This is a genomic window from Streptomyces blastmyceticus, from assembly GCF_039521185.1.
Lineage (GTDB): Bacteria > Actinomycetota > Actinomycetes > Streptomycetales > Streptomycetaceae > Streptomyces > Streptomyces blastmyceticus.
The window spans coordinates 159,797-182,275 of the sequence record NZ_BAAABW010000017.1 but is presented as its reverse complement, the minus strand read 5'-3'; the positions used below and the strand labels follow the sequence as shown (position 1 = coordinate 182,275).

Here is a 22,479-nt window from a genome sequence, read left to right as displayed (position 1 = left end):
CGGATTCGACACCGCGATGTCCTTCCTCACCTCCGGAGTGAACGAGAGTTCGACAACCTGCTGAACCGCTCCGGGTTCCGCCTCGGCGGGTGCGCAGCCGGTACGGACGCTACTTCACATGGGTTTACGCCATACACGACTGCGACGCCGCATCGGATCGTCCATCACCCGGGCCTGCCCGGAGAGGTGGCCCAGGCGCTGGTCGACGCGGCAGCCCCGGCACGACGAGCCACGCCGAACCGGTGTGTCCGGAGCGGATCGACGGCGTCAAGGTTGCGCCAAGCAGTTGCGTCGATGTGCAAGTACAGGGCAGACTGCTAGGCGTTTGAAGAGGACACCTCGTTCGGTGAGGCGTCTGCACGGACACAGGCCACTGACCCCACGACGTCGAGAGACGCCCAGGTTCAGGACAGATCTCCCCGGCCTAAGGGGTGATCCCAAGTGGCTTCCCCGCAAAGGGGATTACGCCGTGCAGTGCCAAAGCTCTGACGAGTGGGGGTGAACCGGCCGCAAGGGGTCGGTCCGCTCTTTGCCGAGTCGTTTTGGCGCCCGCGTGCGCCTTGGCCGGGAGGAGGCGAGAGATGGATTGCAGTCACAGTAGTCCGGGTCATCATCGGCCCCGTCTCCGCCTGTCCCCGCTTCTGCTCGGCATGCGGTAACCACCTTCTCTGCGCGTACTCGCGTGATTGCCCTGGCACCCGTGCGGCCTGATGCCGCCCCGGGCCGTCGGGCTGCGCGCTCGCAGGGGGGATTGCTGCCGCGTGCCCCACCACCTCCCCCCGCCGGGGGGCTCGGGAGGTCCGTCATGACCGAAACGACGATCACCAGTCCGGCCGTTCCGCAGCCGCGTGCCGCGGTACTGGACGACGCCCACGTCGGCGATATCCGCGGCGCGCTGGGCACCATCAAGCAGGGCGACAACGCCCCGCGCCGGGGCATACCCGCCAAGCTGAAGACGCTCCTGGCCATCATCGGCCCGGGTTTGATCGTGATGGTCGGCGACAACGACGCCGGCGCCTTCGCCACCTACGGCCAGGCCGGACAGAACTACGGCACCACCCTGCTGTGGACCCTGCTCCTGCTCGTCCCCGTGCTCTATGTCAACCAGGAAATGGTCCTGCGCCTCGGCGCGGTCACCGGGGTGGGGCACGCGCGGCTGATCCTGGAGCGGTTCGGGAAGTTCTGGGGCGCGTTCTCGGTCATCGACCTGTTCCTGCTCAACGCCCTTACGATTGTTACCGAGTTCATCGGTGTCACGCTTGCCGTCGGTTATCTGGGGCTGCCGAAGACGGCCAGCGTGCTCGTCGCGGCAGCAGTCGTGATCGTCGCCGCTTCCACCGGGTCCTTCCGTCGCTTCGAGCGCACTGCGGTCATCTTGTGCGCCGGATCTCTGCTGCTGGTGCCGATCTACTTCTTCGCCCACCCTGCCACCTCTCAGATGGCGCACGACTTCGTCGTCCCCGGCATGCCGCACGGCTCGCAGCTCTCCGACGTGATGCTGCTGATCATCGCGATCGTCGGCACGACCGTCGCCCCGTGGCAGCTGTTCTTCCAGCAGTCCTACGTCATCGACAAGCGCATCACCCCGCGCTTCATGCGCTACGAGAAGGCCGACCTGTGGCTCGGCATCGTCATCGTGGTCATCGGCGCCGCAGCCATGATGGGCTTCACCGCCGCCGCCTTCACCGGCACCAAGGAGTTCGGCAACTTCGACGACGCCGCGGGGATCGCCCACGGCCTGGAGGCCTACGCGGGCAAGGCGGCTGGAGTACTGTTCGCCATCGCCCTGCTCGACGCGTCGATCATCGGTGCCTCCGCCGTGTCACTCTCCACCGCTTACGCACTCGGTGACGTGCTGGGCCTCAAGCACTCCCTGCACCGGGGGGTCAAGGGTGCCAAGGGGTTCTACGCGATCTTCGCCGGCGTCATCCTGGCCGCCGCCATCATCGTGATCATTCCTGGTTCACCGCTCGGCCTGCTCACCGAAGGCGTCCAGACCCTCGCCGGTGTCCTCCTCCCCTCCGCCTCGGTCTTCCTCCTCCTGCTCTGCAACGACAAGGCCGTCCTCGGCCCCTGGGTCAACGGCCGCTGGACCAACGCCTTCACCTCGCTGGTCGTCGCCGTCCTCGTCACCCTGTCGATCATCCTGACGGCGGCCGTCCTCTTCCCCGGCATCACCTCCGCCGCGATTCTCGACATCATGGCCATCTGCGGTGTCGCGGGCATCCTCGCCCTGGGCTACGCCGAGACCCGCCGCCGGCGCAAGGGCTGGGCCCGCACGGGGCGCGTCATCGACCGTACGGGCAAGGAGGCCTGGCGGATGCCTCCGCTGGACGAGCTCCCCAAGCCCGTCATCTCCACCGGCCGCAAGGTCGGCGTGACCGCCCTGCGTACGTACCTGCTCGTCGCGATGATCCTGGTGATCGTCCGCATTGTGCAGCTCGCGATGGGCAACTGACCCGTCCCCGGGTGGCAGCGGGCCGTACCCGCCCGCTGCCACCGCACCAGCCACTTCCCTAGCGGAAAGGAGTGCACCGTGCGCCTTCTCCCGCACGCCACCGAGCTCACCGCTCCGGCCCGCCGACGCCCGCATGCCACCGGTCACCACCACGCCGACCCCGCTGAACACGTCTGCCTGCACGTGAGCTTGATCCTGGGTGACGGGCCCGAGCGGGACTACCGGCTGGACGACTCCAGCACCTGCCCCCGGCCCTATGCCGCACACGCCGCCTACGACCCGCGCGTGCACCTCGCCTACATCCTCGCCCGACAGGGCCACGACGCCCACTGGCTCGCCCGCTTCACCGGACTGCCACTGCCCGCCGCGTACCGCATCGCCGGAGCCGCCGCGCTGTCCCGCGCCTGAGGGCTTTCTCTGCCGAAACGTTCCACCATCCCTTGGCCGCCCCCTGCCTCCCCGCAGGCGCGCCACCTCACGGAGGTGACCTTCACATGTCCGTCCTCACCGCCATCCACACGCGCCAGCGCTCCACGCGCCGCCACGGCACCGTCCTGGCCTTCCTCGCCACAGCCGTCCGGCGCATCGCCGACAGCCCCCTCGACAGCACCGTCCTGCGCGCGGCCCCCGTTACGGCGCCCACCCCCAGAGCTGCCGCACACGACCAGCCCGAACGCCCCCACGCCCACTGGCACATGGTCACCGGCCCCGACGGCCGACGGCACCTCGAAGCCGTCTGGCACCTGACCCACTGACCCAGCCCAACTCCCCTGGAAACAGAGAGGAGACGCCGACATGTCCTTCCCGGCCGGCCTGCTGCTGGAGACCGTCGAGCGGCTCATCGACACCGCCCAGCACACGACCACCGACTCTCCCCTGCACGGCGTCGCGCACGTCATGTGCGACAGCGACAGGGAACCCCGCGTACGCGAACGGCTCGCCCAAGCCCTGACCGGCGACGACGTCCGTCTGACGGAGATGTCCAGCCGAAGCGACAAGCCCGGCTTCACACTCCTGGAGGCGGCCTTCGCGACCCAAGGGCCCGTCACCGCGGCCCTGTCGCAGCTGCTCGCCCTGGTCTGGCTCGAACCCGCCGTCAGCGACCTCCACTGGCACCTGAACCAACTGCCCCTGCAACCCCACTCCGACGACGGGGAACTTCCGCGAGCCCCCGTGCACCGACTGCACGGCCTCGTCGTCGATCTCGAACGCCGCACCGTCTCGGTCCTCGGCCGCCCGGTCAAACTGACCTGCATGGAGTTCGAACTCCTCGCCCACCTCCTCGCCCACCCCAAACGGCCCTTCAGTCACGATCAGTTGATGCAGCTGGTGTGGCAGCAGTGCGCCGTGGGCGAGAAGCACACGGTCGACGTTCACATCGGCAGCCTGCGCCACAAGCTCGGCCACCGTTACGGAGCCGTCGTCATGAGCGCGGGACAAGCCGGATACGTACTCGACCCGACGAAGGCGGCACCGCGAGCGCACGGTGCCCACTGATCCGTCCACCCCGTCGGCGCCCGACGGGACGTACCCAAGAGGGGGTGCCACCATGCGTTTTCTTCCCCGACACCTGCACAGGACGACCGGGTCGCCCGCCCGCGTCGCTCGGACCGGAGCCGTCGGCCCCGGCTCCCGTGCCACGGTGCACGCGCTGTGCGACGCCCGGAACGAGGCCAAGGTGCGGGCCCTGTGCGTACTCGGCCTCAAGCCCGGCATACACCTGCTCGGCCTGCGCACCAGCCAGGACCATGACTCTGCGGTCCATGTGTGGGTCACCCTCGCCGTCGAAGGCCCCGCCGTCGTCCTCCTGGAACAGCTGATCACCAGACTGTCCGCGGAAAGCGACGTACGTGACCTGCACTGGAGCCTGCACGGCGCGCAGGCTCGCCAGCTCAGCAGGGAGGCCGTCGCGTGAACCCCACCCGCATCGGCACCACCGCGACAGCACCGCACCGGAACCGTACGGATACCGGCCACGCGGCCGGCCGGACCGCGGCGCCGGACCCGTTCGAAGCCGTCCGCATGGTCGTGGTGCTCAAGGCCGTGGCGGATCCGACCAGGCTCCGACTGCTGTGGGCGCTGAACCAGAAGGAACAGTCGGTGGGACAACTCGCGGAGATGGTCGGCTCGCACTACGCCGCGGTCTCCCAACACCTGGCACGACTGCGGGCGGTGGGCCTGGTCACCTCCCGCCGCGAGGGGACGCGCATGTTCTACCGGACCACGGACGAGCACGTCCCAGGGCTGCTGGAGGAGGCCGCACTCGTCGGCCGACAGGCCACGGGCACGTAATACGGCCATGTCGCCCCTGGCACCGCAGCCCCCGATCACCCGCACACCAGCGAAGGCCCCGACATGCTCACCGCACTTGACCACATCCAGCTCGCAGCCCCCGCCGGCAGCGAGGACCTCCTGCGCGCCTTCTACATCGACGCCCTCGGCATGAAGGAAGTCCCCAAGCCACCCGTCCTCGCCACCCGTGGCGGGTGCTGGTTCACCGCCGCCGACGGGCGCGTCCAGCTGCACCTGGGCATCGAGGAGCCGTTCCGCCCCTCGGCCAAGGCCCACCCCGGGCTCCGCGTCACCGGCATCGACGCCTTCGCCGCCTGGCTCGCCTCCCACGGCGCCCAGGTCGTCTGGGACGACAACCTCCCCGGATACCGCCGCTTCTACAGCCAGGACCCGGTCGGCAACCGCCTGGAATTCCTGGAGCCCAAACCCTGACGACCCGCCCCGGCCCCTCTCTCTCCTTCCCCTGTTCCGCCCAGCACGCCAGGAGCAGCCATGTACCTGAGCTACCCCCGACTCCAGCGCCTCCACAGCGGCTGCCCGTCCGCCGCCCCGGCGGACACGCGTCCCTCCGGTGGCCCGGCACCCCGTTCCCCACGGCTCACCACGCCCCTCCCCGTCCAATCCGGAGCCCTCGTCATCGACCGGCTGCAACGGACGGCCGTCATCGGCGGACGACAGCTCGACCTGACGTACGTCGAGTTCGAACTCCTCGCCCACCTGGCCTCCCGCCCCCGTCAAGTGCACACCCGCCACCAGCTCATCAGCGCCGTATGGGGCCGGCCACCCGTCGGCGACGCCCGCACCATCGACGTCCACATCGCCCGCCTCCGCCGCAAATTCGGACCGGAACACCGCGCCGCCCTCACCACCGTGCGCAACGTCGGCTACACATACGACCCATCAAGAGCGGCACCCTGAGCACACCTGCCCAGAGGCGACCGACCTGAGCTTTCTCCCGGGCCCTCGTTGCACAGATGCCCGGCCTCAGCAGGTGCGACGACATCGCACCTGGTCAGCAGGAGTACGACGGTTGTAGCCGCAATCGAATTGGTATGCCACGGTGGGCACATGGCAGGCACCCGCACTCACTCGCACGGCCCTGGCCACACACATGACCAGGGCCGTACCGGCAGGTGGGCACGAATACGGCACCAGCTCGCCCACCTGATGACCCCGCACAGCCATGAGGCCATGGACAAGGTCGACGCCGCGATGGAGACCTCACGCGAGGGCATGCGCGCCCTTTGGCTCTCGCTCGGTGTCCTGGGTTCGACCGCAGTGGTCCAAGCAGTGATCGTCGCGCTGTCGGGGTCGGTGGCGCTGCTCGGCGACACGATCCACAACGGCGCCGACGCCCTGACCGCCGTGCCACTGGGCACCGCTTTCGTCCTCGGGCGCCGCGCGGCGAACCGCCGCTACACCTACGGCTACGGTCGTGCCGAGGACCTCGCAGGCGTCGCCATCGTGCTCACCATCGCCGCTTCATCCGCGCTGGCCGCCTACGAAGCTGTCGACCGGCTGTTGAACCCCCGGGACATCACGAATCTGTGGGCCGTGGCCGGGGCAGCCGTGGCCGGGTTCATCGGCAACGAGTGGGTGGCCCGGTACCGCATCCGTACCGGCCGCAGGATCGGCTCGGCCGCTTTGGTGGCCGACGGGCTGCACGCCCGCACCGACGGTTTCACCTCCCTCGCCGTCCTTCTCGGCGCAGGCGGCGCCGCCCTCGGCTGGCGCCTGGCCGACCCGGTGATCGGCCTGCTCATCACAGCCGCCATCCTCATGGTGCTGCGGAACGCCGCCCGCGAGGTCTACCGACGACTCATGGACTCCGTCGATCCTCAACTCGTCGACACGGCCGAGCAGACACTGCACACCGTGGACGGTGTCCGCGGCGTCGGTCAGGTCCGTATGCGCTGGATCGGCCATGCCCTGCGCGCCGAGGCCGACATCATCGTCGACTCGCACCTGACCGTCGTCCAGGCCCACGCCCTCGCTGTCGCCGCCGAGCACGCCCTCATCCACACAGTCCCCCGTCTCACCGCCGCGACCGTGCACATCGACCACACCAGCGACGGCGCCGACCCCCATGCCGCCCTCGCCCACCACCTGGTGGCCTGATCATCCAGTCCCCGCCTGAGGATTCAGACCATCGGTCCGGCGGCGGGAAGGCTGTCGAGGAGGGCGGCGATCTCCGGGTCGCGGAGGCTGTAGCGGACGACGCGACCGTCCTTTTCGGCCAGGACGGTGCCGGAGGCGCGCAGCAGGCGCAGGGCCTGGGACACGGCGGTGTCCCTGATGCCGGTGGCGAGGGCAAGGTCGGACACAGCGATGGGGCCGGCCCGGTGCAGGGCGAGCAGAAGGGACAGGCGCCCGGGGTCCGAGAGCAAGCCGAATCGTTCCGCCCAGGCACGTACCTGCGTGTGGTCACCGATGCCCGCAATGGCGTCACAGACCGTGTGCTCGTCGATCGCGCTTCGGCGCGTACGCCCCTCGGGGATCAGATGCATGATCCCATCCTTACCCGTTGCTGTGTAAAAAATCGATACCTGCATACCTTTGCAGGCTTGCAGCCGATGCTTCTCGGCCAATACGGTGTTCCCGCCGTGGTGTTCGGGAAGACCGGTGTGAGACCGGAGCGGCCCTCGCCACTGTGATCGGGAAGCTGACGCACCACTCACCCCCGCGCGAGCGGGAAAGCCACGGGGCACCCCGCCCTGGAAGGCCGGTGCATCGGCGTTCGACCCGTCAGCCAGGAGACCGGCCACGGCACCGCACGATGACCATCCACGAGGTGCTGGAGAGGCGGCCGCGAAATGTCCCTGCCCCAAAACGCTCCCCCACCGTCCGTCGCCGATGCAGTGGCCGTCCCGGCCACTCCGGTGATCCGCTGGGAACGCAAGGACTGGATACGCACCGGCGGGCTGCTGGCGGTGATAGCCGCCCTCCACGTCGTCGCCTTCGGGATCCTGGTGACGATGGTCGCCCCGCACCACTACACCGTCGGCAATCAGGTCTTCGGCCTCGGCCTGGGCGTGACCGCCTACACCCTCGGCATGCGGCACGCGTTCGACGCCGACCACATCGCCGCCATCGACAACACCACCCGCAAGCTGATGGCCGACGGCAAACGCCCTATATCGGTGGGCTTCTGGTTCGCCCTCGGCCACTCCACCATCGTCGTCGTCCTCGCCGGCCTCATCTCTGCCGGAGCCAAGGTCGTGGGCACACTCACCAACGACAACTCCAGTGCCCATCAGACCCTCGGCGTGGTCAGCACTTCGGTTTCCGGCGGCTTCCTCTACCTCATCGCCGCGCTCAATCTGGCCTCCCTGGCCGGCATCCATCGCGTCTTCAAGGCCATGCGCGCCGGACAGTTCGACGAGTCCGAACTGGAAAAACACCTCGACAACCGCGGGTTCCTCAACCGCGTCCTCGGCCGCCTCACCAAATCCATCAGCCGACCCGGCCAGATGTACCCGGTCGGTCTGCTGTTCGGCATCGGCTTCGACACCGCCACCGAGGTCACCCTGATGGTGATGGCCGGATCCGGCGCCGCCGCCGGGCTGCCCTGGTACGCGATCCTGTGCCTGCCGCTGCTGTTCGCCGCCGGCATGAGCCTCTTCGACACCCTCGACGGCACCTTCATGAACTTCGCCTACCACTGGGCGTTCTCCAACCCCGTCCGCAAGGTCTACTACAACCTCACCATCACCGGTCTCTCGATCGCCGTGGCCTTCCTCATCGGCACCATCGAGCTCGTCGGGGTCCTGCACGACCAGCTCGCGCTGAACGACCCGGTCACCGACTGGATCTCGGGCATCGACCTCAACAACGTCGGCTTCATCATCGTCGGACTCTTCATCGCGGTATGGGCCTGCGCCCTGGGCTACTGGCGCCTGGCCAAGGTCGAGCACCGGTGGAAGCACCGCCCGCCGACATCGAGTTGAACCAAGGCACCGACCGGTGCCAGAGGCCCCGATGGTCCGGGGGCAGTCAATGTCTTCCTCGGGAGTCCGGGCCATGGCGACGCGGTACGACCAGAGGGCGTACGTCTTCCAGGGCACGGTCACCCTTGCTGCGATTCGGCTATCGCTGCAAGGGTGACTCGCCCGCCCGCCCGACGCCGAGTGCGGCCGGGTCGCCCACGTTCAACGCGTACAACGGGGCCAACAGGTTGTCGGCGAAGCTGCGGTGCCCGCGCAACGCCAGCGCCCGCTGGACGGGCGCCCACATGGCTGAACGGTACCGGACGGCAGAGTTCCGGGGACTGCACCGAGAATTGCTGTCTGCCCCCTCGGCGCCTGATCCGGGGAGCGGCGGGGACAGTGCCGAGACCATGAGAGGGAGAAAACGGATGCTGATAGAGAACGAGTTCCGGACCGACCGTCTGCCTCCCGAGATCCGGTTCGATTCCTGGTGCGAGCGCGTCGGCCGAACCCACGCGCCGCTGGACCTGCACAGCGAAGACGCTGCGGACTACCAGGCGTATCAGCGGGTGCTGGAGCTCGGGGCGCTCCACGTCTGGCCCACGACCCACCAGAGCCTTCGCTTCAGAAGGACCCCCAAGCTCATACGCCGGTCCGACCCCGAGCAGTACCACATCGGGATTCCCCTTTCCGGGACCAACCGGGTCTCCTGGTCCGACCAGAAGGCCGTGTACGGCGCCTATGAGATACAGATCTTCGACAGCTCACGAGCTGTCGAAGTCTTCTCCGCCAACGGCCCGGATCTGTTCTCGGGGATCGGGATCGAAATCCCCAAGTCGCTGCTGCACCTGCCGCAGGACAAGATGGACCGGTTGTTCGCCCGAGGACTGTCCGGCCGGGAAGGGCTGGGCGCCCTGCTCGTACAGTTCCTCACTCAGCTGACGACGGACAGCAGTCCTTACCGGCCGTCCGACGGCCCGCGTCTGGGGACGGTCGTGATCGACCTGCTGTCCGCACTGTTCGCTCACGTTCTGGATGCCGATCGGTCCCTTCCGCCGGAAACACGAAGCCGGACTCTCGTGCTGCGCATCCGGTCCCACATCCAGCGGAACCTTCACGACCCGCGATTGACCCCCGGTGGGATCGCCGCCGTGCACAACATCTCCACCAGCTATCTGCACCGCCTCTTCCAGGCCGAGCACGAGACGGTCGCGGCCTTCATCCGCCACCAGCGCCTGGAACGCGCCTGCCGCGACCTGGCCGACCCCGCGATGAGCTCCGCCACCATCCACGCGATCGCCGCTCGCTGGGGCTTCACCCGCGCCGGCGATTTCACGCGCGCCTTCCGCACCGCCTACGGCATGCCGCCCAGGGACTACCGGCTCCAAGCCCTCTGCGGTCCTGAGCCAACAGTGTGAACTGATTGCCAATAACTGTGGGCTCTGTGCGAACGACTTCCGGCAGTGTGTCCGACATGGTGGGTAACAGCCGGCACGGAGGAGGCGCAGGGGAACCGGGAGGCCCCGTGCGTCGTGTGATCCTGCCGCGGCACGACGAACATTCACAGCACCAGGGGGATTTCCTTGCAGGCCCGACGCACCGCCATGCCGTTCGCCACCACCACCGTGCTCGGGCTCGGCGTCCTTTCCGGCACAGCACACGCTGACAGCCACCGGCCCTTGTTCCCGACGGTGACGACGCCGACCCCGGCGGCGGGCCCTGTCACCGCCGGGGAGGGCGGCACCGTGGTTCCCTCCGCCTGAACCGCGGTCGGCGCTCCGGCCGCCGCGACGGCTTCCGGATTATCTGACGCGCCGCCAATGCGGGGATGTTCCCGGCCGGTCCGGCACCGGGGAACGCGCGTCGCACCTTTCTCCGCCGGGGACTTCTGGATCCCTCCGGTCCTCCTCCGGGCCTGCGTGCCCCCTCCCCGGTTCACCCTGCCGCATCGCGCCGTACCCGGCTTCCGCGCGGCGTCGATCCTCTGCTGCGGCCTGTGCTCCGCACTCTTCCCACCTGCCTCAGCCCTTGCCCTTTTCCGTTTCCGTTTTCAAGGAGATCCCGCATGTCCGTATTCGTACGACGGCCCGCCGTCCGCTCGGCTCTGCTGGCCTCGGTGCTCGGCGCCGTCGTCCTGAGCGTCACCGTCCCTTCCCAGGCCGCGCCCGCCCCGCGGGCGGCGACGGTGAAGGCCGCCGCCGCAGCCACCTCGACGGTCGGCGGTGAGATAGGCCGCACCGAGATGATCCAGCGGGTGCAGTACTGGATCGACAAGGGCGTCCCCTACAGCCAGTCCGGTTACTACCCGGACCTCCAGGGGCGCAGTTACCGCACCGACTGCTCCGGACTGGTGTCCATGGCCTGGCACCTGCCCACCAGCGCGACCACCTGGACGCTTCCCCAGTACTCCACTCGGCTCGGCAGTCTGGACGACCTCCAGCCCGGCGACGCGCTGAACAACATCGACAGCCACGTCGTGCTCTTCACCGGCTGGACGGACTCGAGCCACACGACGGCCAACATCATGGAGCACGCCAGACCGGGCACCAACGCCCGCAAGGCCACCTACTCCCGCAGCTACATCAACAACGGCGGTTTCAAGCCCTACCGCTACAACCGCGTCCTCGAAACGCCGGCGACCGTGCCCGACAAGGGCATGACGAACGTCACCGCGGTCGGCGACCTGAACGGCGACGGGATCACCGACGTCATCGCGGTGGAGACGGCGACGGGCGACCTCTACCGCTACTCGGGACCGAACTACACCGGCGGTTCCGCCCGGGTGAAGATCGGCTACGGCTGGGACTCGATCAGCAGCATCGTCGGCGTCGGTGACCTGACCGGTGACGGCGTGCCCGACATCATCGCCGTGGACGCCGAGAGCGGCGATCTGTACCGCTACTCGGGCCCGAACTACAACGGCGCCACCAAGGTCAAAATCGGCAGCAGCTGGGACTCGATGTCCAACGTCACCGCGGTCGGCGACCTGACGGGTGACGGAGTGCCGGACATCATCGCGGTCGAGACGAAGACGGGCGACCTCTACCGCTACTCGGGCCCGAACTACAACGGCGGTTCGAGGGTCAAGATCGGCAGCGGCTGGAACGTCTACTCCACCATCGTCGGCGTCGGCGACCTGACCGGCGACGGCGTGGCCGACATCATCGCCGTCGACAACGAGACCGGTGACCTGTACCGCTACTCGGGCCCGAACTACAACGGCGGCACCAAGGTGAAGATCGGTACCAGCTGGGGCTCCATGATCAATATGGCGGGGGTCGGCGACCTGAACGGTGACAAGATCCCGGACCTGATCGCCGTGGAGCAGTCGACCCAGAAGCTGTACCGCTACTCCGGTCCCGGATTCGCCGGCGGCTCCCGAGTGCAGATCGGCACCAACTGGTAACAGGCGTAACGCCTTTCGCCTCACCATTCCGTCCGGCGGCGGACGAGTCGTCCGCCGCCGGACGGCGCGCAGCGCGTCTTCCTGTCCCGGCCTTCCCATCCCGCGCCTTCTTTTCCCCACCTGAGACAGAACCGAGGTTCACCTTGTCCGCACAGTCGCCCGCCTCCGTACCGCCGCGGCACCGATCCCTTCGTACGTCCCTGCGGGCCGCCCTGGCGGCCGTCCCGGCCGCCGCGCTCGGCGTCTCCTTGCTCGCCGCGCCGCCGGCCTTCGCCGCCTCCGTCGCCACCTGGGACAAGGTCGCGCACTGCGAGTCCACCGACGACTGGAGCATCAACACCGGGAACGGCTACTACGGTGGTCTGCAGATCTGGAAGCCGACCTGGGACGCCTTCGGCGGCACGCAGTACGCCGCCTACCCCCACCAGGCGACCAAGGAGCAGCAGATACGGATCGCGGAGAAGATCCTGGCCACGCAGGGTGCGGGTGCCTGGGGAACCTGCGGCGCCGGGGCCGGTCTCGCCGGGGACCACGCCGATCCCTTCCCGGCGGAGCCCCCCGCCCCCCAGTCCAACATGGCCAACCTCACTCCGGTCGGCGACCTGACCGGCGACGGGGTGCCGGACATCATCGCGGTCGAGAAGAAGACCGGCGACCTCTACCGCTACTCGGGACCGTCGTTCGGCGGCGGCTCGCGCGTCAAGCTCGGCTACGGCTGGAACGGCATGAGCGACATCGTCGGCGTCGGCGACCTGACCGGCGACGGCGTGGCGGACATCCTGGCCGTCGACAAGGAGAGCGGCGACCTGTACCGCTACTCGGGACCGAACTACAACGGCGCCACCAAGGTCAAAATCGGCAGCAGCTGGGACTCGATGGCGAACATCACCGCGGTCGGCGACCTGACGGGTGACGGAGTGCCGGACATCATCGCGGTCGAGACGAAGACGGGCGACCTCTACCGCTACTCGGGCCCGAACTACAACGGCAGTTCCAAGGTCAAGATCGGCAACGGGTGGAACACCTACTCCACCATCGTCGGCGTCGGCGACCTGACGGGTGACAAGACGGCCGACATCATCGCCGTGGACAAGAGCAGCGGTGACCTCTACCGCTACTCGGGCCCGAACTACAACGGCGGCACCAAGGTCAAAATCGGCAGCAGCTGGGGTGCCATGAGCGGCATCACGGGCATCGGCGACGTCACCGGTGACGGCGTGCCGGATCTGCTCGCCATCGACCCCGCCGACCACAAGCTCTACCGCTACGCCGGCCCCGGCTTCACCGGCGGCTCACGGGTGCAGATCGGCACCAACTGGTAGCGAGCGCCCCCTCCCGGGCCCGGGCCGCCTCGTTCCGGGCCCGGGCTCTCCTCCCTCCTTCCGTCCACCGCTTTCCACAGGAGTCACCTTGCGACGCCTCAACTCCCTTGTGGTCACCGTGGGTTCCTTGCTGGCGATGTGCGCCGGCGGGCTCGTGACCGCACCGACCTCCCGGGCGGATGTCGTTTCCGCCGGCAACGCCCCGCCCCTGCGGTTCGTCAGCTACAACATCTGCGGCAACATGTGCAGCGACGCCAAGGGGTATGACGATCAGCGCCGCATCGACACCGTGGTCGACGAGGCCGCGGTCGGCACCTGGGGCGCCGACCAGGTCTTCCTCCAGGAGGTGTGCCGGCCGCAGTACGACGCCATCGAGAAGAGACTGGCCCCGCTGGGTTTCCACGGCCTGTACACGGCGACACTTCCGGGCCGGCCCGCGCCGGCCGGGAAGGATGCGGTGTGCGGCGGCGCGGACTACGGGATGGCCATCCTCACCAAGGGCCCCGTCACCGACACGAAGGTGCTGGACCTGACCGTTGGCGGCGAGAACGAGCCCATCAAGAGCCCCTGCGTGAAGAGCTACGTCCAGAGCCGGGTCAACTGGGCGTGCTCCGTGCACCTCTACTGGGAGACCGACGCCACCCACCGCGAGGCCGAGGCCCGCAAGCTGGCGGCTCAGACCGCCGAGTGGGAGAACGCAGGAGTCCCCGTCGTCCTCGGCGGCGACTTCAACGACCAGCCCCGGTCGGCCTCGCTCTCCACGTTCTACGACACCGGCATCGGCGACGGCGGCCAGGGCACCTTCCTGGAAGCCGACGAGACCGACAAGGACCACTTCGCCGGCGCCTGCGCACCCTCCAGGAGCCGCTGCCGCTCCGGCGACGCCACTTTCGGCCAGCGGAAGATCGACTATCTCTTCCTCTCCGCACGCGATTTCAAGGGCGTCAAGGCCGACGTACTCCCGCTGGACACCAAGGTCTCCGACCACCGGTTGCTGCGCGGCGCGGCGTACTGGGCCGACTGCGGACCGCTCGACCCATGGGCGGGCACCGTCTTCCGCAGGGACGCGGCCGGCGGCCTCTTCCGCTACGCGGGCCGGCCGGGTGGCACGGTCACCGGCGCGTGCAAGGTGGGCACCGGCTGGAACATGATGCGGCTGGCCGCGCACGACGGGAACACCGTGATCGCTGCCGACAAGGCCGGAGCACTGTGGCGCTACCCGGCCGACCCCGACACGGGCACCTACTCGGGCGGCACCCGGGTACAGGTCTCCAGCGGCTGGCAGACGATGGACACCCTCCTCGCACCAGGTGACTTCTCCGGGGACGGCCGCCCCGACGTCATCGGCCGGGACACGGCCGGCGACCTGTGGCTGTACCGGGGCTCGGCCGGCGGCTACGACGCGCCCGTCAAGATCGGGAACGGCTGGCAGGTCTACACCGATCTCCTGGCGCCCGGCGACTTCTCGGGGGACGGCCGTCCCGACCTGATCGGGCGGGACGCGGCCGGCGACCTGTGGCTGTACAAGGGCGACGGCAACGGCGGCTATGCCCCCAGGCAGAAGTTCGGCGGTGGCTGGCAGATGCACTCCGCCCTGACCGCCCCCGGCGACCTCGACGGCGACGGCCGGCCCGACTTGGTCGGCCGCGACGGGTCAGGTGACCTGTGGTCCCACCAGGGCGACGGCAAGGGCGGCTACGGCCCCCGCAAGAAGATCGGCAACGGCTATCCGTCGGGGGAGCTGCTGTTCTGAGCGCCGAGGGGGCCGGGTCATGGCAACGGTGACCCGGCTACCCGACTTGGGGATTGTGACGGCGCACAGGTGGGGGTCGTCGAAGTCGCTATCGTGCCGCTCGATGAAGCCTCCAAAAACGGAGCCGACAAGGCGTTTCCCGGACCCCCCATCCGAGCATCCGAGCATCCGAGCATCCGAACGATGATGCCGGCCGCCACGATCCCGAAGGACCGCCCATGAACAGCACCATCGCCGACCTGATGCGTCGCAACCTCCTCGACGTCTTCAACGAACCGGACCCCGAGCGCCGCGGCGCGGCCATCACCCGGACTTACGCCGAGGACGTCGTGTGGCACGAACCCGACCGCGTCATCCGTGGCCGCGAGGCTCTCGCCCAGCGCGCCACCGAGCTGCGTGTACAGACCCCGGACTGGGTGTTCCGACCCGATGGCCCCGTGTCCGTGAACGACGACCTCGGCCACCTCGGCTTCCAGTACGGTCCGGCCGGCCAACCGCCCGTCGTGAGCGGAATGGACATCGCCCACTGCAAGGACGGCGTCATCACCGAGCTCTACACCATCGTCACCGAAGCCCGTCAACCGTCCTGAAGAGGCCGTGGACGGCCTCGGGTGCGGTCGGGGAAAGGGGTGCGGCGGGGGTGGTGTTCTTGGTGGCAGGGGTCGGCGGCGGGGTCACGTAGACGGGGGTGGGCTCGGGTTCGGGGGCGCAGGTCTTGGCGATGCGGCCACCGCCCTTGGGGAGACTGCCGTCACGGAGATAGGCGGTGAAGGTGTCGTCCAGGCAGGCGTTGCCGTGAAAGAGGATCTCGTGGAAGCTGCCGCCGGTCTGGACGACCAGCTTCGATGTGGGCAGCGCGTCGTGCATGGCCAGCCCGCCCTCGTACGGGGTGGCCGCGTCCTCGGTGGCCTGGAAGAGCAGGACGGGCGGCAGGCCCTTACCGGTGATCTTCGTGCGGCCGGCGGGGTTGCCCTGGTAGGGCCAGAACATGCAGGCAGCGTTGTACCACATGTTGTTGTAGGTGTAGAAGGGTGCGACGGCGTTGACCTTGGCCTGGTCCTTCTTCCAGAACTCCCAGTCGCGCGGCCAGGCGTTCTCGGTGCACTGCGCCGCGTTGTACGCCGGGAAGGTGCCGTCGTCGGCGCCCGGTGCCGCGTAGCGGTTGTAGGCGATGCTCAGGGGCCGGGTGTCGTGCCGGGTGAGGTAGCCCGAGAGTGCGGTGGCCATCTGGGGCCAGCGCAGGAAGTTGTATCCACCGCCGTAGAAGGTGTCCTCGAACTCGGCGGGGCCGATCTTCCCTGAGGCCGGGGCGGCGTCCACCGGGTCGGTCCGCAGGGCCGTCTCGACCTGGTGGTACGCCTTCTCGACCGTGGCGGCGTCCGTACCCAGGTGATAGACGGAGTCGGCCTTGGCCGCCCAGGCCGCGAAGGCGTCGAAGCGGCGCTGGTGCTCCTTGTCCTGCAGGATGTTGTGGTCGTACCAGCTGATGGTGGGGCCGACGATGCTGTCCAGCACCATCCGCCGGACGTGCGTGGGGAAGAGCTGGCCGTAGGTGGAGCCCAGCGAGGTGCCCCAGGAGCCGCCATAGAAGTTGATCTTCGGCGCTCCGAGCGCCCGCCGGATGCTGTCCATGTCGCGGGCGTTGTCGACGGTGGTCATGTGCGGCAGCAGCCAGGACCAGTTGGCCGCGCAGTCGGCGGCGTATCCGGCCGCCTTCTTCAGCCAGGACTTCGAGGTTCCCTGGCTCACCTGGTAGTCGGGACGCTCGGCGTCGAAGTAGTGGGCGTCGCAGATGACATGGGGCTCGCTGCCATTGGTGCCGCGCGGGTCGAAGCCGATCCAGTCGTAGGCCGAGGCGACGTCCTTGGGGAGCTGCCCGGAGATGTACGCGGGCATCCAGAGCCCGGAGTCCCCGGGGCCTCCCGGGTTGAGCAGGATCGGGCCCTGCCGCTTGCCCTCGGGCGCGGTGGCGGGAAGCCGGTTCAGCTTGATCTTGATCTTGGGACCGTGCGGGTCCCCGTAGTCCACCGGCACGTCGAGCAGCGCGCACTGCAAGGCGGGCGTGGTGGTGTCGCTGCAGGAGCTCCAGACGAGCTTGCCCTGTCCGGCACCCTCAGGGACGGCGGCGCCGGTCGAAGCTCCGGCGGACGCTCCCGTGAGGGCTGCGACGGCCGCGGCGGCCGAGAGCAGTGCGATGACTTTTCTCATGGAGGGCATGATGTGATGTGTGAAATGTTACAGCTAGGGCGCTGACGGGACGTTATCAAGCTGTTACTGACATGGAGTTGGAACTGTCGGCCCCGAACCCCTCACCCAAGGCTGCCAGTTGAACCAGGCCGCCTGTCGTCGGCTACGGGTTCTCCCGGGCGAACGCCGGCGTTCACGGGGCTGCCGAACCCTGTCGCACGAAGCTACAGTCGACGCGCAGGGCGCCGTGGCCGGGCCATCGGCAGCCGTCCGCATGCGTTCGGCGAGCCCGGCCGGAGAGGGAAGGGGCTGGCCCATGACCGGAGACACCGAGAGATCCTGGATGGGGCGCCGCGGTCTGCTGAGCGGAGCGCTGGCGAGTGGAGCCGCCGTGGTGGCCGGGAATTCCTTCCTCGCCCCCGAAGCACAGGCCCGGGCAGGGGCGGGATCGGCCAGGGACTGTCCCGTACGCCGCCCTCGGCTCCACACCCGCGAGGAATGGCGGGCCGCCCCGCCCGGGGATCCCCACGGCGTAATGGTCGAACCGTTCGCACCGGCGCTGATCGTGGTTCACCACATGGACTACCCGAACACCACCGACTATTCGCTGGAGCACGCTTTTCAGCTGTCCAGAGACTGTCAGTACGACCACATGCACAACAACGGGTGGAACGACATCGGCCAGCAACTCACCATCAGCCGCGGCGGATTCCTCATGGAGGGCAGGTACCGGTCCGCCAAGGCCATCCGGAGCGGCGATCACGTCGTCGGAGCGCAGGTCGCCAACTGGAATACGGCGAGCATCGGCATAGAGAACGAGGGCACGTACATCACGGAATTACCGCCCGACGCGCAGTGGCACACACTCGTCGCCACTTGTGCCTGGCTGTGCGACACGTACGGGCTCCCGCCGATGACGGCGATCGTCGGGCACCGGGACCTCAACCAGCCCGGCACCTCCCTGGCCACCGAGTGCCCTGGGAACGCCCTCTACAGGCAGCTGCCGAATCTGCGTAAACAGGTTTCCGAGGCCATGGGTCTCCCCGTCGGAGACGGCTCCCCCAATCACGTGGCGGAAAACGTCCCCGCATCGACGCCGCCCCGGGAGAAGGACCACGGCCCGGCGAAGGGTCCCCTGGACCCCGGCCGCTGACCCTGAGCGGAGCCAGGCAGTCGCCCGCATGCGCTCCGCCGCCCATTTTTCTAGCTCTCAACTCCCAAGGGAAGCCACCTGCTTGGGGACTGTCCGGTGACGCGGAAGAACGCATCGCTGAATGCGCCTGGTTTACGGTATCCGACAGCACGGGCGGTAGCGCCGATGGAGGTTCCGTGGGCGAGATGGGTCAGGGCCGCGCGCATGCGGACGTGGGTACGCCAGCGTGCGAACGTCATTCCGGTCTCGTTGGAGAACAGTCGGGTCAAGGTGCGTACGCCTGCCCCGACTTCGTGGCCCCAGGCGGCGAGGTCACGCTGATCAGCCGGGTTCGCGATCAGCGAATCGGCGATCGTCCGGATGCGTGGGTCGGTGGGCAGTGGCACGTGAAGGGTTGTGCCGGCAGTGGGTTCGAGCAGGTCGAGCAGCACTGACTCCACACGAGTTCGTCTGGGGTCGGGACGTGGATCGCGGTCGAGGTACACGATCAGTTCACGTACCAGGGGGGTGATGGCGATGCCCACGGATTCGGCCCAGGTGATCGGACAGCGGGTGGCGTCGACGGCGACGGTGCAGGAGTCTCCGGGGCGGAGCACATCCACGGCGTGCGGTGTGCCGGCGGGCAGCCAGAGTGCGTGAGTCGGCGGCACGAGCCAGTCCCGGGCGCCGGTGCGCACGGTGACGGTCGCACTCGTCGCCCACGCGATCAGATGGTGAGGATGGTGGTGGTAGGCCAGCCGGGTGCCCCGATCGACCTGCGAGCGTGCCACGACCAGCAACGGGAGTCTTCCAGCAGTGGCATCCGATGAGTGGTCAGCGTCCACATGTCCCCTCGCGCCGTGGAGAACTTGGCCGTCTCACGGCAGTGGTTGGCCACACGCCGCCCGCCAGCCGACTTAGCCTTACCTTACTACCCGCGGGCCAGGTGTCCGGCAAACGCCGAGAGCTCTTGGCACGCCCATGCAGAGAGGAGATCCCTCATGCCCGGGAAAACCCAGCACCCCCTCCGCGACTCCAGGGTGAACGCCGTGATCGACAGGCTTGCGGCGGCACAGCAGTTTCCGCCCGACGACCCGCGTGCCCGGCTCGAGCGCGATCCGCACGACTACAGCGAGTACGGCTTCTCGGTCCTCCCCGAACAGGGAGACTTGATCTATCTGTTGTGTCGCGGCCTGCGCGCCACGCGGGTCGTGGAGTTCGCGACCTCGGTCGGCATGTCGACGCTCTACTTCGCCGCCGCCATGCGCGACAACGGGGGCGGCACGGTCATCGGATCGGAGATCGTGCCTGCCAAGGTCGCCGCCGCCAAGCGCAACCTCGCCGCCGCCGGGCTCTCCGACTACGTCGACATCCGCGAAGGTGACGCCCGCACCACATTGCGCGATCTCGGCGGTCCGGTCGACTTCGCGCTGATCGACGGCTGGCTCGGAACCGAACCCTCGCTCGCCCGACAAGTCATCGAACTCGTAGCACCTCAAGTACGCGTCGGGGGCTACGTCATGAACGACAATGCCGAACCCGACTTCCTCGACTACATCCGCGATCCGGCCAACGGTTTCCTGTCGGTAGCGCTGCCGCTTCATGGCAGCACCGAACTCTGCGTCAAAGTGGACGCAACACCGGGCAGCTCCTGACCGCCCGAGCTGGTGGATGAGGTGATCCATCAGGTCTTCACCTCGCAGGCACGCTGTTGCCAAGTGGACGCCGAGGCACGACTGCAGAGCGTCGGCGACTGTAGCTGAGTTGATGCATTCGCACAGAGTGCGCACCGCGTCGGGCGGGAATGACCCGTGCGAAAGGCAACAGTGTGCTCAGGCACCGGGGTTGGGAGACAGAGCGATGGCTGACAGGGTCAGTGGCGTGGTCCGGTGGTACAACCAAGCCCGGGGCCTCGGGTACATAGACGGGGACGACGGCCGTGAGGTGAGGGTGGACAGGCGGGTCATCGAGGACGGAACCTTTATCGTCGAGGGGCTGCGGGTGACTTACGTGCCCGTGGAAGACGAAAACGGCTGGCATGCGGAACACCTGAACATTGTCAGGCACTCCCCGGGAGCCGCCCACCACGAGTAAACCGCACGTCCGGCAACCATCCGGAGTGGGTGAGCGGACATGCCCGTTCACCCCCCGTCAGAGGTCGAGGCGGAAGCGGAGCCTGCAGATGACGGTATCGGTGTGGCGCCGGAGGGCACGGTCGAGTACGGCGCCCCGCTGGTTCTGCAGCAGGCGATGCCAGGGGCGGGGCAGGTGCGCTTCGGGGATCAGCACCACCAGCCGGTCGTGCTCGTTCTCGGCCTGGATGGCATGCAGGTGATCGACGATGGGACGGGTCAGGGACCTGGTGCGGCTGTGCAGGACCGTCAGCGGGACGTCGGGGTGCCAGTCGTTCCAGGCCGCAGTCATCTCCTCCACGGCCCGGGACTCGTCCGGGTGGACGACCGTCACCGCGCGCACCTCGTCGCCGAGGGAGAGGGCGGCGCCGATGGCTTCCCGGGTGAGCCGGTTGACCGCTCCGACGGGGACGACGACCAGTGAGTGGCACGGCTCCGGTGCACCCGGCACCTCTCCGAGACGCAGGGCGGCGCCGATGCGCAGATAGGTGCGGTGCACGGCCTCGAAGAGGGTCACCAGCACGGCGATCGCGAGGAAGACCAGCCAGCCGCCCTCGTGGAATTTCGAGACCAGCTCGATGACCGTGGCCGCCGCAGTCAGTACGGCGCCCACGCCGTTGAGAGCGGCCCGGCCGTGCCAGCCGGGCGACTGCTCCAGGTACCAGTGCCGGACCATTCCGGCCTGGGAGAGGGTGAATCCGATGAAGACACCGATGGCGAAGAACGGCACCAGGGCCTGGGTGTCGCCCCGCGCCACGACGAGGAGCAGCAGCGCGAAGGCCGCCAGCACCAGCACTCCGTACCGGTAGACCTGCCGGTCGGCCCGAAGCCGGAAGACGTGCGGCAGATGGTTGTCCCGGGCCAGGAGTGAGGTGAGTACGGGCATGCCGCCGAAGGAGGTGTTCGCCGCCAGCGCGAGCAGCACCATGGTGGCGAACTGCACCACGTAGAAGCCGGCGTTGTGCCCGAGCGAGGCGTCGGTGAGTTGCGCGAGCACGGTCTTGGTGCTGTTCGGCGCGACATGGAACTTCCCGATCAGCACGGACAGGCCGATCAGCATCGTGCCCAGCAGCGCACCGAGCCCGATCTCGGTCCGCTGGGCGCGCCGGACCCGCGGGGTGCGGAAGGTGGGCACCGCGTTCGCGATGGCCTCCACACCGGTCAGCGCGGAGCAGCCGGAGGCGAAGGCACGGAGCAGCAGCAGTACACCCACCGTCGAGGTGCCGACAGCGGCAGGGTGGGTGGGCTGGGTGACGGGGTGCGTACGAACCAGGCCGATCAGGATCACGGTGAAGATGGCCGCGATGAAGACCACCGTCGGCAGGATCATCACCTTCGCCGACTCGGCGACGCCGTAGAGGTTCACGGCCGTCACCAGTGCCAGGACTGCCACGCACAGCCAGACCCGGCTGCCGTAGAGGCCGGGAAAGGCGGAGGTGAGCGCGGCGACACCGGCGGAGACCGATACGGCGACGTTCAGGACGTAGTCGATGATCAGCGAGGCGGCCGCGACCAGGCTCACCCGGCGCCCCAGGTGCCGCCCGGCCACCGCGTAGGCGCCTCCCCCGTCGGGGAACGCCGCGATGACCTGACGGTAGGAGACCGTGAGCGCGGTCAGCAGCACCACGATCGCCAGGGTGACCGGCAAGGTGAACCCGAGCCCGTGGCTTCCCGCCACGGCCAGGACCACCACGATCGCCTCCGGACCATAGGCCACCGAGGCCAGCGCATCCAGCGACAGCGCCGCCAGCCCCTGGGGAACGGTCAGACGATCCCGCTCGGCGTGCCGATGCTCAGCCCTCCACGGAGTCCTCACCCACTACCGCCCGTCTCTTGTCACCGGCAGCGCCATTGCGCTGGGTCAACGTTAG

22 protein-coding genes, 1 pseudogene and 2 riboswitches are annotated in these 22,479 nt (G+C 68.5%); of the genes and pseudogenes, 19 read left to right on the top strand and 4 right to left on the bottom strand.

Features of this window, described 5'->3' with window-relative positions:
* Positions 1–331 precede the first annotated feature (331 nt).
* A riboswitch (M-box (ykoK) riboswitch) is annotated at positions 332–505 on the top strand.
* A gap of 300 nt (positions 506–805) precedes the next feature.
* The 9 genes from ABD269_RS16875 to ABD269_RS16835 all read left to right on the top strand — a co-directional run bounded on the left by ABD269_RS16875 (position 806) and on the right by ABD269_RS16835 (position 6,868).
* Positions 806–2,458 (top strand): NRAMP family divalent metal transporter, encoded by a 1,653-nt coding sequence (locus ABD269_RS16875; RefSeq protein ID WP_344118612.1) that lies wholly within the window; start codon positions 806–808, stop codon positions 2,456–2,458.
* Between the two features lie 78 nt (positions 2,459–2,536).
* Positions 2,537–2,866 (top strand): hypothetical protein, encoded by a 330-nt coding sequence (locus ABD269_RS16870; RefSeq protein ID WP_344118611.1) that lies wholly within the window; start codon positions 2,537–2,539, stop codon positions 2,864–2,866.
* 86 nt (positions 2,867–2,952) lie between these two features.
* Positions 2,953–3,213 carry a hypothetical protein gene (locus tag ABD269_RS16865; protein WP_344118610.1) on the top strand — a complete coding sequence of 87 codons (261 nt, stop codon included), beginning with the start codon at positions 2,953–2,955 and terminating at the stop codon, positions 3,211–3,213.
* A 40-nt stretch (positions 3,214–3,253) separates the two neighbouring features.
* Positions 3,254–3,955: a winged helix-turn-helix domain-containing protein gene (locus ABD269_RS16860; RefSeq protein ID WP_344118609.1), complete on the top strand. Its 702-nt coding sequence runs from the start codon at positions 3,254–3,256 to the stop codon at positions 3,953–3,955.
* Between the two features lie 52 nt (positions 3,956–4,007).
* On the top strand, positions 4,008–4,373 hold the full coding sequence (locus ABD269_RS16855; protein WP_344118608.1) for a hypothetical protein: 366 nt from the start codon (positions 4,008–4,010) through the stop codon (positions 4,371–4,373).
* The gene (locus ABD269_RS16850; protein ID WP_344118607.1) at positions 4,370–4,750 is read left to right on the top strand and encodes an ArsR/SmtB family transcription factor; all 381 of its coding nucleotides are present in this window, start codon (positions 4,370–4,372) and stop codon (positions 4,748–4,750) included. The genes ABD269_RS16855 and ABD269_RS16850 overlap by 4 nt, the downstream gene beginning before the upstream one ends.
* Before the next feature lie 63 nt (positions 4,751–4,813).
* Positions 4,814–5,182 carry a VOC family protein gene (locus ABD269_RS16845; RefSeq protein ID WP_344118606.1) on the top strand — a complete coding sequence of 123 codons (369 nt, stop codon included), beginning with the start codon at positions 4,814–4,816 and terminating at the stop codon, positions 5,180–5,182.
* 60 nt (positions 5,183–5,242) lie between these two features.
* A complete protein-coding gene (locus ABD269_RS16840; protein ID WP_344118605.1) occupies positions 5,243–5,668 on the top strand; it encodes a winged helix-turn-helix domain-containing protein in 426 nt (141 codons plus the stop codon).
* 150 nt (positions 5,669–5,818) lie between these two features.
* Positions 5,819–6,868 carry a cation diffusion facilitator family transporter gene (locus ABD269_RS16835; protein WP_344118604.1) on the top strand — a complete coding sequence of 350 codons (1,050 nt, stop codon included), beginning with the start codon at positions 5,819–5,821 and terminating at the stop codon, positions 6,866–6,868.
* A gap of 23 nt (positions 6,869–6,891) precedes the next feature.
* Here ABD269_RS16835 and ABD269_RS16830 read toward each other — a convergent pair whose 3' ends face one another.
* Positions 6,892–7,257 (bottom strand): ArsR/SmtB family transcription factor, encoded by a 366-nt coding sequence (locus tag ABD269_RS16830; protein ID WP_344118603.1) that lies wholly within the window; start codon positions 7,255–7,257, stop codon positions 6,892–6,894.
* An 80-nt stretch (positions 7,258–7,337) separates the two neighbouring features.
* Positions 7,338–7,530, top strand: a riboswitch (cobalamin riboswitch).
* A gap of 33 nt (positions 7,531–7,563) precedes the next feature.
* Here ABD269_RS16830 and nicT point away from each other — a divergent pair.
* From nicT to ABD269_RS16800, 7 genes and pseudogenes are all read left to right on the top strand, one after another.
* Complete coding sequence (gene nicT / locus ABD269_RS16825; protein ID WP_344118602.1) at positions 7,564–8,697, top strand: Nickel transporter NicT; 1,134 nt, start codon at positions 7,564–7,566, stop codon at positions 8,695–8,697.
* Between the two features lie 61 nt (positions 8,698–8,758).
* Positions 8,759–8,854: pseudogene (locus ABD269_RS35380) on the top strand (IS5/IS1182 family transposase); the annotation flags it as partial.
* A gap of 250 nt (positions 8,855–9,104) precedes the next feature.
* Positions 9,105–10,094 carry a helix-turn-helix domain-containing protein gene (locus ABD269_RS16820; protein ID WP_344118601.1) on the top strand — a complete coding sequence of 330 codons (990 nt, stop codon included), beginning with the start codon at positions 9,105–9,107 and terminating at the stop codon, positions 10,092–10,094.
* Positions 10,095–10,741: 647 nt separating this feature from the next.
* Positions 10,742–12,082 carry an FG-GAP repeat domain-containing protein gene (locus ABD269_RS16815; protein ID WP_344118600.1) on the top strand — a complete coding sequence of 447 codons (1,341 nt, stop codon included), beginning with the start codon at positions 10,742–10,744 and terminating at the stop codon, positions 12,080–12,082.
* Between the two features lie 143 nt (positions 12,083–12,225).
* Positions 12,226–13,404 (top strand): transglycosylase family protein, encoded by a 1,179-nt coding sequence (locus ABD269_RS16810; RefSeq protein ID WP_344118599.1) that lies wholly within the window; start codon positions 12,226–12,228, stop codon positions 13,402–13,404.
* Between the two features lie 88 nt (positions 13,405–13,492).
* Positions 13,493–15,157 carry an FG-GAP-like repeat-containing protein gene (locus tag ABD269_RS16805; RefSeq protein ID WP_344118598.1) on the top strand — a complete coding sequence of 555 codons (1,665 nt, stop codon included), beginning with the start codon at positions 13,493–13,495 and terminating at the stop codon, positions 15,155–15,157.
* A 218-nt stretch (positions 15,158–15,375) separates the two neighbouring features.
* A complete protein-coding gene (locus ABD269_RS16800; protein WP_344118597.1) occupies positions 15,376–15,747 on the top strand; it encodes a nuclear transport factor 2 family protein in 372 nt (123 codons plus the stop codon).
* Here ABD269_RS16800 and ABD269_RS16795 read toward each other — a convergent pair.
* Entirely contained in the window at positions 15,722–17,365 is a 1,644-nt protein-coding gene (locus ABD269_RS16795; RefSeq protein ID WP_344118596.1) for an alpha/beta hydrolase, read from the bottom strand. The two genes, ABD269_RS16800 and ABD269_RS16795, sit on opposite strands and share 26 nt — an antisense overlap.
* Positions 17,366–17,660: 295 nt before the next feature.
* Between ABD269_RS16795 and ABD269_RS16790 the strand changes: the two genes are divergently transcribed.
* Positions 17,661–18,497, top strand: a complete 837-nt coding sequence (locus ABD269_RS16790; RefSeq protein WP_344118595.1) for a peptidoglycan recognition protein family protein — start codon at positions 17,661–17,663, stop codon at positions 18,495–18,497.
* Positions 18,498–18,547: 50 nt separating this feature from the next.
* Here ABD269_RS16790 and ABD269_RS16785 read toward each other — a convergent pair whose 3' ends face one another.
* Positions 18,548–19,267 carry a helix-turn-helix domain-containing protein gene (locus ABD269_RS16785; protein WP_344118675.1) on the bottom strand — a complete coding sequence of 240 codons (720 nt, stop codon included), beginning with the start codon at positions 19,265–19,267 and terminating at the stop codon, positions 18,548–18,550.
* Positions 19,268–19,525: 258 nt separating this feature from the next.
* On the opposite strand from ABD269_RS16785, the gene ABD269_RS16780 reads away from it, so the two are divergent.
* Together ABD269_RS16780 and ABD269_RS16775 are read left to right on the top strand one after the other, a co-directional pair.
* Positions 19,526–20,131 carry an O-methyltransferase gene (locus ABD269_RS16780; RefSeq protein ID WP_344118594.1) on the top strand — a complete coding sequence of 202 codons (606 nt, stop codon included), beginning with the start codon at positions 19,526–19,528 and terminating at the stop codon, positions 20,129–20,131.
* A 205-nt stretch (positions 20,132–20,336) separates the two neighbouring features.
* Positions 20,337–20,570: a cold-shock protein gene (locus ABD269_RS16775; RefSeq protein WP_344118593.1), complete on the top strand. Its 234-nt coding sequence runs from the start codon at positions 20,337–20,339 to the stop codon at positions 20,568–20,570.
* A 57-nt stretch (positions 20,571–20,627) separates the two neighbouring features.
* On the opposite strand, the gene ABD269_RS16770 is transcribed toward ABD269_RS16775, so the two are convergent.
* On the bottom strand, positions 20,628–22,424 hold the full coding sequence (locus ABD269_RS16770) for an APC family permease (RefSeq protein ID WP_425572909.1): 1,797 nt from the start codon (positions 22,422–22,424) through the stop codon (positions 20,628–20,630).
* Positions 22,425–22,479 lie beyond the last annotated feature (55 nt).

Coding starts and splice junctions, on each gene's coding strand:
- ABD269_RS16875 (WP_344118612.1), top strand. CDS start 806: ATGACCGAAACGACGATCACCAGTCCGGCCGTTCCGCAGCCGCGTGCC.
- ABD269_RS16865 (WP_344118610.1), top strand. CDS start 2,953: ATGTCCGTCCTCACCGCCATCCACACGCGCCAGCGCTCCACGCGCCGC.
- ABD269_RS16860 (WP_344118609.1), top strand. CDS start 3,254: ATGTCCTTCCCGGCCGGCCTGCTGCTGGAGACCGTCGAGCGGCTCATC.
- ABD269_RS16855 (WP_344118608.1), top strand. CDS start 4,008: ATGCGTTTTCTTCCCCGACACCTGCACAGGACGACCGGGTCGCCCGCC.
- ABD269_RS16845 (WP_344118606.1), top strand. CDS start 4,814: ATGCTCACCGCACTTGACCACATCCAGCTCGCAGCCCCCGCCGGCAGC.
- ABD269_RS16840 (WP_344118605.1), top strand. CDS start 5,243: ATGTACCTGAGCTACCCCCGACTCCAGCGCCTCCACAGCGGCTGCCCG.
- ABD269_RS16835 (WP_344118604.1), top strand. CDS start 5,819: ATGGCAGGCACCCGCACTCACTCGCACGGCCCTGGCCACACACATGAC.
- ABD269_RS16830 (WP_344118603.1), bottom strand. CDS start 7,257: ATGCATCTGATCCCCGAGGGGCGTACGCGCCGAAGCGCGATCGACGAG.
- nicT (WP_344118602.1), top strand. CDS start 7,564: ATGTCCCTGCCCCAAAACGCTCCCCCACCGTCCGTCGCCGATGCAGTG.
- ABD269_RS16820 (WP_344118601.1), top strand. CDS start 9,105: ATGCTGATAGAGAACGAGTTCCGGACCGACCGTCTGCCTCCCGAGATC.
- ABD269_RS16815 (WP_344118600.1), top strand. CDS start 10,742: ATGTCCGTATTCGTACGACGGCCCGCCGTCCGCTCGGCTCTGCTGGCC.
- ABD269_RS16800 (WP_344118597.1), top strand. CDS start 15,376: ATGAACAGCACCATCGCCGACCTGATGCGTCGCAACCTCCTCGACGTC.
- ABD269_RS16795 (WP_344118596.1), bottom strand. CDS start 17,365: ATGAGAAAAGTCATCGCACTGCTCTCGGCCGCCGCGGCCGTCGCAGCC.
- ABD269_RS16790 (WP_344118595.1), top strand. CDS start 17,661: ATGACCGGAGACACCGAGAGATCCTGGATGGGGCGCCGCGGTCTGCTG.
- ABD269_RS16775 (WP_344118593.1), top strand. CDS start 20,337: ATGGCTGACAGGGTCAGTGGCGTGGTCCGGTGGTACAACCAAGCCCGG.